Origin of the sequence: Kordia aestuariivivens (assembly GCF_014397005.1) — a bacterium.
GTDB lineage: Bacteria > Bacteroidota > Bacteroidia > Flavobacteriales > Flavobacteriaceae > Kordia > Kordia aestuariivivens.
On record NZ_JACGWS010000001.1, the window covers coordinates 634,489 to 647,251 of the forward strand.

Sequence of the window (12,763 nt, forward strand, 5' to 3'; positions counted from 1 at the left end):
TTACTTTTAAATGTTATTTGTAACTCCTTTATCATAAGAATATCTAAAGATTTTTTAAATATACAATGAAAACAATCAAACTTGATGCCATTGATTCCACTAATACCTACTTACGACAGCTAAGTACGCAAGAAAACGTAGATGATTTCACCATTGTGATCGCAGCTTCACAAACTGCTGGAAAAGGTCAAATGGGAACAAAATGGGAAGCTGAAAAAGGTAAAAACCTTACGTTTAGTGTCTTTAAAAAGATTTCTTGCCTAGAAACTGATGAAGGATTCTATATCAGTATGGCAACTTCATTAGCTATTTACAATGCGCTAAAGCATTTCCATATTCCGAAATTAGCTATAAAATGGCCAAACGACATTTTGTCAGAGAATCAGAAGATATGTGGGATTCTTATTGAAAATGTCATACAAAATAGCAAAATGACAGCAGCCATTATCGGAATTGGCTTGAATGTAAATCAAACAAATTTTGAAGTTGGACTGAATGCTTCTTCATTGAAAAAAATAATAGGCACTCATTTTGACTTGGATGAAGTGCTATTTCAAATTACAGAACAATTACAAAAATATTCTCATTTGATTACCGAAAGAGCTTTTGAGGAATTAAAAACTGCTTACGAATCCTTATTATTTCGAAAAGATAAACCATCTACTTTTAGAAATACAAATGGAGAATTGTTTATGGGATTCATTCAAGGAATTGCTGAAGACGGAAAGTTGAACGTATTACTCGAAGATGAAATTGTAGTTGCGTTTGATTTGAAAGAAATTAAATTGATGTATTAAGCTAGACTTGCTTAGATTATTAGACAAGTTAGATCACTAGACTTCATTAATTTATACTTGGATTCATACAATATCCGTCAAATTGAACTTGATTCAGTTTCACACACCTATTTAGTGTTTACAGCATAAAAAAGCCGAACAAACATACATTTATTCGGCTTCAGTGTATTGTATTGAGTACAATTATAATTTACTCATATTTTCTGCAAGCGTATTGATAAATTTACCAATTGGTCCTTTGATCATCATTCCCATCATTGGATTGAAATCACCATCAAACACTAATTGTGCTTCACTTTTTCCAGCTGATAACTCTTGAATGTTTCCAGTAAGTGTAAAAGGTAATTTGTCGGAGGCAGCACCTAAAACAACCTGATTTGGTGGCGTGCTTTCTTTTAATTTTAGAATGATTTCTGGCATTCCTTTTAACGCGAAAAGAAATTTCCCTTTTTCTAAAACTTCAAATTTACTAATGCTTTCGGGCATTAATTTTTCAAAGTTCTCAACATTTGTCAAAAAATCATAAAGCTCTTGCGGTGATTTAGCTACGGTAACTTTTGGGCTTTCTAAGTTCATCTATCTATACGTTATATTATTTTAATTCTATCAGATGGAATTTGCCAACTGCCACTTTGATTTTCACCAACAATGGTCATGGCTCATTTCATATTGTTATTTTTTGGTATTCTTAATCAATTAGCGTTCCAATTTGCAGGATCTTTTCGCCAATTCTCTAAAGTTTCAAGTTCAGCAGCTGTGATATAATTTGTATCTAACGCTTGTTCCAAAAGATTTTCGTAATTACTTAAGGTGTGCAAATCTACATTTGCGTCTGTGAAGTTTTGTTTCGCAATATCAAAATTATACGAAAAAATGGCAACCATGCCTTTTACATTTACTTCAGCTTCTTTCAACGCTTTTACAGCATTTAAGCTACTCTTTCCGGTACTGATTAAATCTTCAACAACGACTACATTTTGTCCTTTTTGAATAAACCCTTCAATTTGATTTTGCCTCCCGTGCTTTTTTGCTTCCGGTCTAACGTACACAAATGGAAGTCCTAAATATTCTGCGACTAAAACTCCAATTCCAATAGCGCCAGTTGCTACACCAGCAATCACATCGGGCTTTCCGTATTGTTTTTCGATGTGTTTTGCGAACTGCTCTCTCAAATAATTACGTATTGGAGGAAACGAGAGTGTTACTCTATTATCACAATATATTGGAGATTTCCAACCTGAAGCCCATGTAAAAGGTTCTTGTGGTTGTAATTTAATTGCGTTAATTTGCAATAATAATTCGGCAGTCTTTTTGGCTGTATTTTTATCAAAAATCATAATGCAAATGTATAAAGTTTTTATCAATGAAAAGCTCATTATTCTATCTAATGAAGTGCAAAAAAATGAAATTTCTGACACCTTTTTACTGAAAGGCGTTGATTTTGAGTGGCTTATAGGGAAAATGACTTCTGGGAAATTAGACAAAGCGATACTTTATCACGATGACTTTAACGAATTATTGCCACTTCTGTATGCAAAATTGCCTTTGGTAGAAGCTGCGGGCGGTTTGGTGAAAAATTCAAAAGGTGAAGTATTGTTTATTTTTAGAAATGGAAAGTGGGATTTGCCAAAGGGAAAGACTGAAAAACGTGAAAACATGGAACAAACCGCTATTCGTGAAGTTGTAGAAGAAACTGGCGTAAAAGGTTTGATGATTACCGATTTTTTAATGAACACGTATCATGTGTTTAAACGAAATGGCGAATACCGCTTAAAGTTAACACATTGGTATTTAATGCAAACAGCTTATGATGGCGCGTTGTTTCCAGAAGAAGCGGAAGGTATTATGAAAGTAGAATGGAAAGATGAAACAGCAATCAAAGAAGCACTTCAAAATTCATACGAAAATATAAAGCTGTTGTTTTGATGAGACTTTTGGACTTCTTGGATTTTTAGATTCCTTAGACTTTTTATTTTTGTCTAACCGTCTAACCGTCTAACCGTCTAACTATCTAAGAATCCTAAAAATAGGATAGCGCAAATGTGCTTTCTCATAATGATCAGATTTCTTATAAATCCAACGTAATTGTCTAGAAGCACTATTTGCAAACTTTTCATCACTTGCTTTTAAAGCTGAAAATTCTTTTTGCCATTCAGGATTGTTCGCTAATAATTCTTTTGCTTCATCTTCAAAAACATACGCTGAAAATCCTTCTTTTTGCTGTAAAATTGTATCAAAAAAGTTCCAATTGAAGAACGAATCGACAGCTTCAGGTTCGAGTGTTTCTATCAAATAACGAAACGCAGGCTGATTTGTATACACAATGACATCATCTTTTTTGAAACCAATCTTTTGTGACGTTTTAGTGACTTCCGTATTGTAATGTGTATAATGTCCTTCATACGGATTTGTATAGGTTTTAAAATCTTTAATATGATAGGTTTCTACGTTAATAAGAGTGTCATTTTCAATCGTATTAAATTCCACATTATTCAGCGAAAGCAACTCCAAAACAGCATGCCAACCTTTCGGAATGATGTATGCTTTTGGAACCGTTACTTCTTTTTTCGACTTAAAATAATTTGAATATTTTACTTCTTTTGTAAATGGTTTTGTTGCATCGTATTTCAGACGTTTTTGACCTGTTACATCACTATCAACAAAAGTTCCTTCATACCCTTTGAAGTTTAAAATTGTCTCTTTGCTTTTGTCTAATTCCCATTGCACAGTATATTTTGGAGCATTCAAAAATGATTGATGTGTTTTCTCGCGAATCAACTTAATGTCTTTATGATGTTTGGTTTCAATATTTTGAATCAGCGCGTCCATCAAAGCGTACGTTCCTTCTACACGTTGTTTATACGGTTTTAGCATGTGTGTTTCCACCATTAAACCAAGTGTATTAAACAAGGTTGTATATCCTGTAGAATAACGTGGCGAATCGAAAAATTGTGAAAAACCTTCGTTTGGAGTTCTTCCATAAACATTCACGTATGGTGTAATATCCCAATTATTTTGTTGCAGTGTTTTTTCTAAATCTGGCATCATGATTTCGTGTAAAAACGTGCCAGCTTCGTTTCCAAGTTTGTTATGTTGTGTAAATAAATGTGTCAATATATATTGATAATCCGCGCCATTGCTCACATGATTGTCTACAAAAACATCGGGTTGTACTTTATGGAAAATTTCCGCAAAAGCTTTTGCATTTCGAGTATCTGACTTTATAAAATCACGATTCAAATCATAATTTTGTGCGTTTCCGCGAAAACCATACGCTTCAGGACCATTTTGATTGGCTCTTGTTCCTGAGTTTCGATTCAAGCTTCCGCCAATATTATACACGGGAATTGCTGCAATGACTACATTTTTAGGTGCTTTTTTTGTGCCGTTTGCTAAATCTCGCATGAGCATCATGGTAGCGTCAATTCCATCACTTTCACCAGGATGAATTCCATTATTTACGAATACAATTGTTTTTTCTTTTCGAATTTGATCAAAATTAAAATTTCCATCAGGATTAAAAGTGATTATATGCAAAGGAAATCCAGCATCTGTATTTCCGATGGTTTCCAAGTGAATTTCAGTATAACTTTCCGCTAAATTTTCATAATACGCAATCACTTCTGGATACGTTGGCGTTTGTGTTCCGTTCGATTTTTCAAATGTCGTTGTAAAATCATGTGTAACGGTTGTTTCTTTTTTTGGAGAATCGCATGCAAATGCTACTAAAAGACATAAAAGGAAAAGTACTTTTTTCATCTGTTTATATTTTATTTTTTTAAAGTGTCAGATGGAATTCGCCAATAATCAACTCGGTTGGTTTCAACTAATTGTTATGGCTTATTTCATGAAAATAGGTTTTGACTCGTCAAACTTAGTCAAAAAATAAGGAATCTAAGTAGACAAAGCATTCTCAAAAACTTGTCAGTAGAAATAATAACTGTATTTTTGCGGCTTCTTAAAATTAAGAAAAATTAGAGCAAAGAATTATGACTGAGTTTATTAGAAAGCGTACGGCGAATGCCAAGAATGATATTTTGAGTGGATTAACAGTTGCTTTGGCATTAGTGCCAGAAGCTGTTGCGTTTGCCTTTGTTGCAGATGTTCCACCAATGGTAGGATTGTATGGAGCTTTCATGATGGGAATTATCACGGCTATTTTTGGTGGACGACCAGGAATGATTTCTGGAGCTACCGGAGCTATGGCGGTTGTAATGATTGCACTTGTTAAGAAAGGAAATGAATTTGGTCTTGAAGGTAATATAGGTGAACAAGGATTACAATTCTTATTCATTACATTGTTAATGGTTGGAGCGATTCAAGTATTAGCGGGTGTTTTTAAACTTGGAAAATTTGTTCGATTGATTCCACATCCAGTAATGATGGGATTTGTAAACGGTTTGGCGATTGTAATTTTTATGTCACAATTAGCAATGTTTCCACAGATTGCACCAGACGGTATTTCTATTTGGTCAAATTCTAGTGCTTGGTTTGAAGCATTATTTAGTAATGCGCAATTTTGGTTTATGTTCGGGTTGGTATTATTGACAATGTTGATTATGTGGGGATTGCCAAAATTAACCAAAAAATTACCAGAAGCATTAATCGCGATTGCAGTTGTTTCTGCGATTGTAATTTTTGGAAATGTTGATGTAGCAACGGTAAAATCGTTTATTATTGAAGGTAGTGGAGGAGAAGTAACCGGATTAAAAGGTGATTTGCCACAGTTTCAAACCAGTATATTTACCGCCGAATTATGGAGCTTAAAAACATTCTTAATTATGGCGCCTTATGCGTTTATTTTAGCAGCTATTGGATTGATAGAATCGTTGATGACCTTAAATTTAGTGGATGAATTAACAGAAACTCGTGGAAATAGCAATCGTGAATGTTTGGCGCAAGGTGGCGCGAATATTTTAAACGGTTTGTTTGGCGGAATGGGTGGTTGTGCCATGATTGGACAATCGATCATTAATATAAAAGGTGGTGGACGCGGAAGATTGTCTGGAATTGTTGCAGCCTTAGCGTTGTTATGTTTTATACTCTTTGCGTCAGGTTTAATAGAACAAGTGCCAATTGCAGCTTTAGTTGGTGTAATGTTTATGGTAGTTATTGGAACCTTTGCGTGGAGTAGTTTTAGAATTTTAAATAAAATACCAGTGAGTGATGCTATTATTTTAATTGCGGTATCATTAATTACGGTTTGGAAAGATTTAGCGGTTGCTGTAATTGCAGGTGTGATCATTTCGGCATTGGTATTTTCATGGGAAAACGCAAAACGTATTCGCGCTAGAAAGAAAATACAAGACGATGGAACAAAGGTGTACGAAATTTTTGGCCCCTTATTCTTTGGAAGCATTCAAGCATTCAACAATAAGTTTGATATAAAAAATGATCCAGATAAAGTGATTATTGATTTTATGGAATCAAGAGTTTCGGATCATTCTGCATTAGAAGCTATTTTTAATCTGATTAATAAGTATGATGCAGCAGGAAAAGAATTGCGTATCAAACATTTAAGCGAAGATTGTAAAGCGTTGATGGTAAAGGCTTCACCGAAATTAGCAAATGTTATTGAAGATGCCGTTGATGATCCAAGATATCACGTAATGATGGATATACAAAAATAATTATTTACGAAGTAAGCGTTAAAAGATTAGAAAGCTTCGCTAATTTTTGTATCTTTTTCGGCAGATTATAGCCTACTCCATAAACATGATTGCCAGACGTGTTTTTTTATTACTTTTTATTCTACTATTTGTATCGAATACATACGGACAAATAGCTCGTACCGTTGATAAAGACAGTGTTATTCGGTTGCATGAATCTGCAAACGAACTTTCTTCACAGCGAAAATTCAATCAGGCACTTCACAACAGTCAGGAAGCATTAAAGTACGCTACTACTATAGGTAATGATAGTTTGGTCGCAGAAAGTTATCGATCTTTAGGAATTGTTTACATTCGAATGCAGTATGGAGAACTCGCTATTGAAAACTACCAAAAAGCAATTCCATATTATAAGCAATCTCACAACGAAAAAGGCTTGATGAAACTTTATAATAACATTGGTTATTATTTATATAAAAACAACGAATACGAAGCCGCCGAAAAACAATTGAAAGAAAGTTTAGCACTTTCTGAGAAGTTTAGCGATGATTTTAGTTCTATCTATCCAAAATACAATATTGGGCAATTATTTTTAAGCAAAGAAAACTACATCAAAGCCGAAGATTGCTTTGAAAAAGTCATTGAGTATTGTATTGATAATCCCAATTATATCACGACAACAAATATTTTACAAACGGCTCATTATTTTAATGGACAAGCCTTGTTTGGACAAGGGAAAATAGAACAAGCAGAAAAGGAATATCAAAAAGTAATTTCCTTTTGTGATCCCAACAATGAAAATCATGCGGAGCTTTTATCTTTGGCTTATGAAAGTTTGGCGGAAGTGTATACCAAAAAGCAGGACAAAGAAGCAGCGTTAGCTGCGCTTGAAAAGCATATTCATTTTTATGAAATATTTAATGTTTGGAAAAAAGATAAAACACTTTCTGAAATTATCTTAAAATATGGAATTGACGATTATGAAGGACGTTTAGAAAATATAGAAAAGGGACAAGAAGCGAAAGAATTAGATATTTCAAATTATAAAAAACTTACGTATATTTTAGTTGTTATTTTGATTCTTTTAGGATTGCTTACAGGAGTTTTCTACTTGAATCAACGCTCAAGAATGAAAACAAATGCATTGCTCAGCGGACAGAATAGACAATTATTTGAAGCAAAAAAGCAAATTGAAAATGTATCTAAAATTCGATCAAATTTCTTTTCATTAATTAGTCACGAATTGCGGACGCCTTTGTATGCAATTATCGGAATGACCAATTTATTACTGCTTGAAAAACCTGAAGAATATCAAGAACGATATTTGAAATCACTAAAATTTTCAGGAGAACATTTACTCGCTATTATCAATAATATTCTTCAAATGAATAAAATTGAAGCAAGTAAAATGAAAACCATTGAAGAGAATGTGGATTTACGGAAAAGTGTTAAAAATGTAATTACTTCTGTGGACTTTTTGGTAAAAGAAAATAGAAATACAATTGATGTTATCATCGATGAGCAGATTCCTACTCAATTATTAGGTGATAGTTTAAAAATCTCGCAAATTCTTTTCAACTTACTAGACAATGCTGTTCGTTACAATATGGAAGCGAATATTCGATTAAAAATATATCAAGTTGCAGAAGCCTCTGAAACCGTTACGTTGAAGTTTTCTATAAAAGATAATGGTTTGGGAATTCCGCAACAGAAAAAACACATCATTTTTGAAAATCTTGAAAAAGGAATCATTTTAAGAGAAGATAATGGTTATCTCGATTTAGGTTTGGGATTAACTACGGTAAATAATTTATTAAAAGTATTAAAGTCAAAATTACACCTGCGAAGCGTATTAAACAAAGGTTCAGAGTTCTACTTTGAGTTGTTGTTGCGTAAAACTGAAGTTTCTGAAATTTCAGAGGAAGACTTTGAAGATAAAACGTATCATCTGCATAATCTGAAAATTTTAATTGTGGATGATAACGCTGTAAATGGTTTACTGACGGAAAAAATACTGCAACGTCAAGAGGTGCAAACCAGAGTAGTACACAGCGGTTTTTCTGCATTAGACATTCTGGATCGGCAAGATTTTGATCTCATATTGATGGATATGTTTATGCCAAAACTAAACGGTATTGAAACCATTCAGAAAATTAGAGACAACAATAACAACATTCCAATTATTTTATTAACAGCCATGGAAATATCGGATGCGTATGCAAAAGTGGTCGACGCAAAAATTAGCGGCGTGATTAGCAAACCATTTGAGCCTGAAATGTTGTATGATAAAATTGAGAACGTAATACACGAATCAAGTGAAGAATAGTAAGTTTCTACATATCGTCCTTTGCTTGTTTGCCTGTTTGCAATTGTTTGCACAAGAAGTATCTTCTGATAGTATCAAAAAACTAAACGAAAAAGCTTTCAGCCTCACACGTGCTTATAGTTTTGGAAAATCACTTTCATATAGTTATCTCGCCATACAACATGCAACCAATAATGAAGATGATGCTTCGTTGGCGTATTCGTATAACATCTTAGCGAAAACGTATCACCGAATGAAATATCGTGATAAAGCAAAAAAATATTATAAAAAAGCACTCAAAATCCAACAAGAATTAGACAATAAACGTCAAATAGTATTGATTTATCATGATTTAGCTCGAATTTTTCAAGATGAAGAAAATTTTGAGAAAGCACATGAATATCTGCAAAAAGGCTATGAAGTTGCAGAAATTTCGGGTGATTTGGAAAATGTCTTAATTATGGATTGGGCAAAAATAACAATATTTCAATCCGAAAAAAGATATAAAGAGTTATTGACATTTACCGATGAAATGTTTGCGCGCGTAAAGAAAATAAAGGCTGAAAAGATTATGTATACGGCGCGCATCAACTATTTAGAATATACGAAAGGAAACACTTATTATCATCTAGGGAACTATGAAGAAGCACAAAAGTTCTTAGAAAAACATACCACAAACGAATATACACATGCGCCAAATTTAGCAACATCGTATATGCAATTGGCGGAAATCTATAAATCGAAAGGTGAAGTAGAAAAACAACGAATGGCGCAACTCAACTATCAAGAAAATCTAAAGAAAAAATTAGATGATGATCGTGATCGTGTGCAAGAAGAATTGTTGGCAAATTATAGTTTGGGTAAAGACCAACTAAAGTTAGATAAATTAGAAGAAAAAAATCATCAAAATGCAATCATTGTCAATAGATTTAAAGTCGTAGTAGCCATTATAATACTACTCTTAATTGGTTGTATCATTTTAGGAACATTGATCGTTAAAGCAATTTATAAAAAGATAAAAAGTAACAAATTGCTCCGCATGAAGCACAACAAATTGGAAGAAGCAAAACTAAAAGCGGAAATGACTTCTAAAACAAAGTCAAACTTCTTTTCCATGATGAGTCATGAATTGCGAACACCTTTATATGCCGTTACAGGAATTACACATTTATTGCTGGAAGAAAATCCAAAACCTTCGCAACAACAATACTTAAAGTCATTAAAATTTTCAGGAGATCACTTATTGTCTTTGGTGAATAATATTTTGCAAGCAAACAAACTAGAAGATAACACCATTACCATTGGTGCATCTACCTTTAATCTTAAAGCAAATATTGATAATATTATAAAATCATTTGACTTACTGATAAAAGATCGTGAAAACGAACTGCACATTGCGTACGATACAGAAATTCCAGAATTGTTAGTAGGTGATAGTTTGAAAATTTCGCAAATACTGATCAATCTTATCAGTAATGCCATCAAGTTTACAAAAGCTGGAACCATTCGTTTGAGCGTAGAAAAAGTAGAAGAAACTGAAGAAGATGTGCAATTGCATTTTTGCGTTCAGGATACTGGAATTGGAATTCCAAAAGAAAAGCAGGAAAAAGTATTTGAAATGTTCTCACAAAACTACGATGTCATCAATGAAGAATATCAAGGTTCTGGTTTGGGATTATCAATTGTAAAGAAACTATTAGAGGTATATAATAGTAATATTTACCTAGAAAGTAAAGTCAATGTAGGTACAACTTTTACATTTGATATTCGTTTCCCGAAAGCTGTAGATGGTGTTGATCCAAATATAGAAGTACATTTGGATGCTGTTGATTTTAGTCAACTAAAAATGTTAGTGGTTGATGATAATAAAATCAATCAAATGTTGACCAAGAAAATTCTATCTACGAAAAAAATTGAAACAGACATTGTTGCAAGTGGCGCAGAAGCTATTGAACGTGTAAAATACAATCAGTATAACGTTGTCCTCATGGACATTCACATGCCAGAAATGGATGGTTACGAAGCAACCAAAGCTATCAGAAGATTCAACAAAGAAGTTCCAATCATTGCGTTTACAGCAGTTTCATTGGATGATAGTTTGCATAAAATTATCGATTCGGGCATGAACGACATGATTCTAAAACCATTTGTAGCTTCGCAATTATTTACTTTGATTCAGAAGTATATGAAGTAGTTTCTTTGGATCGCTTTACTTCGACAAGCTCAGTGCGAGCGCTTTTGGAACGCTTTGCTTTTGGAACGCTTCGCGCTTTTGGATCGCTTCGCTTTGTACTATTAGATTTCTGTGGCTTTCGTCAAGTTGAACTTGATTCAGCTTCACATAAAAATGAGAGTTCGTTTGTAACAGAAATTTTTCCTCATTTCAGCACAAGCAAGTCCAATAATCCAACAAGTCTAAGTAAGTCCAATAATCTAAGAAGTCTGATCTACCCGAACACTTTCAGGAACTAACAACGTATAGTCGCCGTTATTGCGAATCACTTCACGCACAATAGAAGATGAAATGTATGATGTACTTGCGGCTGTCAATAAGAAAATAGTTTCTATAGGTGCCAAATCACGATTGGTATGCGCAATGGCTTTTTCAAACTCAAAATCACCAGGATTTCGTAATCCACGCAAAATAAAATCGATATTATTTTTTTCACAGAAATGAACCGTTAAACCTTCATACGCTACAACTGTAACTTTAGGTTCGTCTTTAAAAGCATCTTCAATAAACTTTTTACGCTGTTCCAAACTGAACATATATTTCTTGGCAGAATTGACACCAATAGCAACAATAATTTCGTCAAATAATTTAACGCCGCGCTTTATAATGTCGTAATGTCCTAACGTAATTGGATCAAAAGATCCGGGAAAAACAGCTTTTTTCATGTGTGTATGTTTATTGCTTTTTTATCTGTCACATGGAACATTTATACTATGACTTCTTTAGATGACTAGATTTTAGTCATGAATGTTTCATGTGTGTAAAATTTCTGTGTAAAGAATAACAAGGTACTACTTTTTAGCCAAAGCCAATTCAACAGCATTGCCAAATAATTCAGGAAGTGAAATCCCCGCGACTTGTGCTTGTTGTGGCAAAATACTTTCTTCAGTCATTCCCGGAACGGTATTTACTTCCAAAAGATATGGTTCGTCATCTTTAAAAATAAATTCACTTCGCGAAAAACCTTCCATTTTTAAGATTTCATAGACATTTTTAGCCATTTTAGACACTTTTTCTTCCATTTCTGGAGAAATTCGTGCAGGTGTGATTTCTTGTGATTGTCCTAAATACTTTGCTTCATAATCAAAAAAGTCGTTCTCAGAAACAATTTCAGTAATCGGTAATACGGTTACGTTGCCTTTATAATTAATGACACCAACAGAAACTTCTACACCATCTAAAAACGATTCAATAATCACTTCATCATCTTCTTTCAACGCAACAGCAACGGCATTTCGTAGTTCTTCAACCTTATGTACTTTAGAAACACCAAAACTACTTCCTGCTTTGTTCGCTTTTACGAAACAGGGTAAACCAACTTTAGCTACAATGGCTTGTTCGTCAATTGCATCGCCTGCATTCAAATAATAGGAAGTTGCACATTTAATTCCATACGGTTTCAATGTAGATAATAAATCACGTTTATTAAATGTCAACGCAGCTTGATACATGCCGCAACTTGTCTGCGGAATTCCTATAAGTGCCAGATAACCTTGGATATGGCCATCTTCTCCGGGTGTTCCGTGAATTGCATTAAAAGCACAATCAAACGTAATCTTATGATCGTCAATAGTTACAGAAAAATCATTTTTATCAATTGGAAATTCTTTTCCGTCTTCGGTAACACAAACCCACTTATCTTTAAAAATATGCACCTTATAAGCGTTATATTTTTCGCTAGCTAAATGTTTGTAAACTACACTTCCGGTTTTAAGTGAAATGGCGTATTCGCTAGAATAACCGCCCATCATAATGGCTACATTTTTCTTCATTAGTATAAGAAATAACAGAAATAAACGTTACGTAAACGAAAGTAAAT

10 protein-coding genes are annotated in these 12,763 nt (G+C 33.6%); 5 read left to right on the plus strand and 5 right to left on the minus strand.

Translation table 11 applies throughout. The features are described from left to right. Positions 1-65 precede the first annotated feature (65 nt). Positions 66-797: a biotin--[acetyl-CoA-carboxylase] ligase gene (locus H2O64_RS02890; protein WP_187560627.1), complete on the plus strand. Its 732-nt coding sequence runs from the start codon at positions 66-68 to the stop codon at positions 795-797. A gap of 183 nt (positions 798-980) precedes the next feature. Here H2O64_RS02890 and H2O64_RS02895 read toward each other — a convergent pair whose 3' ends face one another. Then, positions 981-1,373 (minus strand): SRPBCC family protein, encoded by a 393-nt coding sequence (locus H2O64_RS02895; protein ID WP_187560628.1) that lies wholly within the window; start codon positions 1,371-1,373, stop codon positions 981-983. Positions 1,374-1,489: 116 nt separating this feature from the next. Beyond that, positions 1,490-2,134, minus strand: coding sequence for an orotate phosphoribosyltransferase (pyrE, locus tag H2O64_RS02900; protein ID WP_187560629.1), 645 nt, complete (start codon positions 2,132-2,134; stop codon positions 1,490-1,492). 7 nt (positions 2,135-2,141) lie between these two features. On the opposite strand from pyrE, the gene H2O64_RS02905 reads away from it, so the two are divergent. Next, on the plus strand, positions 2,142-2,723 hold the full coding sequence (locus H2O64_RS02905; protein WP_187560630.1) for an NUDIX hydrolase: 582 nt from the start codon (positions 2,142-2,144) through the stop codon (positions 2,721-2,723). 81 nt (positions 2,724-2,804) lie between these two features. Here H2O64_RS02905 and H2O64_RS02910 read toward each other — a convergent pair whose 3' ends face one another. Continuing rightward, the gene (locus tag H2O64_RS02910; protein ID WP_187560631.1) at positions 2,805-4,556 is read right to left on the minus strand and encodes a M14 family metallopeptidase; all 1,752 of its coding nucleotides are present in this window, start codon (positions 4,554-4,556) and stop codon (positions 2,805-2,807) included. 230 nt (positions 4,557-4,786) lie between these two features. Here H2O64_RS02910 and H2O64_RS02915 point away from each other — a divergent pair, with 230 nt between their 5' ends. The 3 genes from H2O64_RS02915 to H2O64_RS02925 all read left to right on the plus strand — a co-directional run bounded on the left by H2O64_RS02915 (position 4,787) and on the right by H2O64_RS02925 (position 10,905). Then, positions 4,787-6,427, plus strand: coding sequence for a SulP family inorganic anion transporter (locus H2O64_RS02915; RefSeq protein ID WP_187560632.1), 1,641 nt, complete (start codon positions 4,787-4,789; stop codon positions 6,425-6,427). 85 nt (positions 6,428-6,512) lie between these two features. Further along, complete coding sequence (locus tag H2O64_RS02920; RefSeq protein WP_187560633.1) at positions 6,513-8,732, plus strand: tetratricopeptide repeat-containing hybrid sensor histidine kinase/response regulator; 2,220 nt, start codon at positions 6,513-6,515, stop codon at positions 8,730-8,732. Next, complete coding sequence (locus tag H2O64_RS02925) at positions 8,722-10,905, plus strand: tetratricopeptide repeat-containing hybrid sensor histidine kinase/response regulator (protein WP_187560634.1); 2,184 nt, start codon at positions 8,722-8,724, stop codon at positions 10,903-10,905. The genes H2O64_RS02920 and H2O64_RS02925 overlap by 11 nt, the downstream gene beginning before the upstream one ends. 239 nt (positions 10,906-11,144) lie before the next feature. Here the strand turns inward: H2O64_RS02925 and coaD are convergent, their stop codons facing one another. Both coaD and H2O64_RS02935 read right to left on the minus strand, forming a co-directional pair. Next, positions 11,145-11,609 (minus strand): pantetheine-phosphate adenylyltransferase, encoded by a 465-nt coding sequence (gene coaD / locus H2O64_RS02930; protein ID WP_187560635.1) that lies wholly within the window; start codon positions 11,607-11,609, stop codon positions 11,145-11,147. Between the two features lie 126 nt (positions 11,610-11,735). Then, positions 11,736-12,716 carry a D-alanine--D-alanine ligase gene (locus tag H2O64_RS02935; RefSeq protein WP_187560636.1) on the minus strand — a complete coding sequence of 327 codons (981 nt, stop codon included), beginning with the start codon at positions 12,714-12,716 and terminating at the stop codon, positions 11,736-11,738. Between the last annotated feature and the right edge of the window lie 47 nt (positions 12,717-12,763).

Bases quoted from the DNA above. Each gene is read 5' to 3' on its own strand.
- H2O64_RS02895 (WP_187560628.1), bottom strand. From the start codon at position 1,373: ATGAACTTAGAAAGCCCAAAAGTTACCGTAGCTAAATCACCGCAAGAG.
- pyrE (WP_187560629.1), bottom strand. From the start codon at position 2,134: ATGATTTTTGATAAAAATACAGCCAAAAAGACTGCCGAATTATTATTG.
- H2O64_RS02890 (WP_187560627.1), top strand. From the start codon at position 66: ATGAAAACAATCAAACTTGATGCCATTGATTCCACTAATACCTACTTA.
- H2O64_RS02915 (WP_187560632.1), top strand. From the start codon at position 4,787: ATGACTGAGTTTATTAGAAAGCGTACGGCGAATGCCAAGAATGATATT.
- H2O64_RS02920 (WP_187560633.1), top strand. From the start codon at position 6,513: ATGATTGCCAGACGTGTTTTTTTATTACTTTTTATTCTACTATTTGTA.
- H2O64_RS02910 (WP_187560631.1), bottom strand. From the start codon at position 4,556: ATGAAAAAAGTACTTTTCCTTTTATGTCTTTTAGTAGCATTTGCATGC.
- coaD (WP_187560635.1), bottom strand. From the start codon at position 11,609: ATGAAAAAAGCTGTTTTTCCCGGATCTTTTGATCCAATTACGTTAGGA.
- H2O64_RS02935 (WP_187560636.1), bottom strand. From the start codon at position 12,716: ATGAAGAAAAATGTAGCCATTATGATGGGCGGTTATTCTAGCGAATAC.
- H2O64_RS02905 (WP_187560630.1), top strand. From the start codon at position 2,142: ATGTATAAAGTTTTTATCAATGAAAAGCTCATTATTCTATCTAATGAA.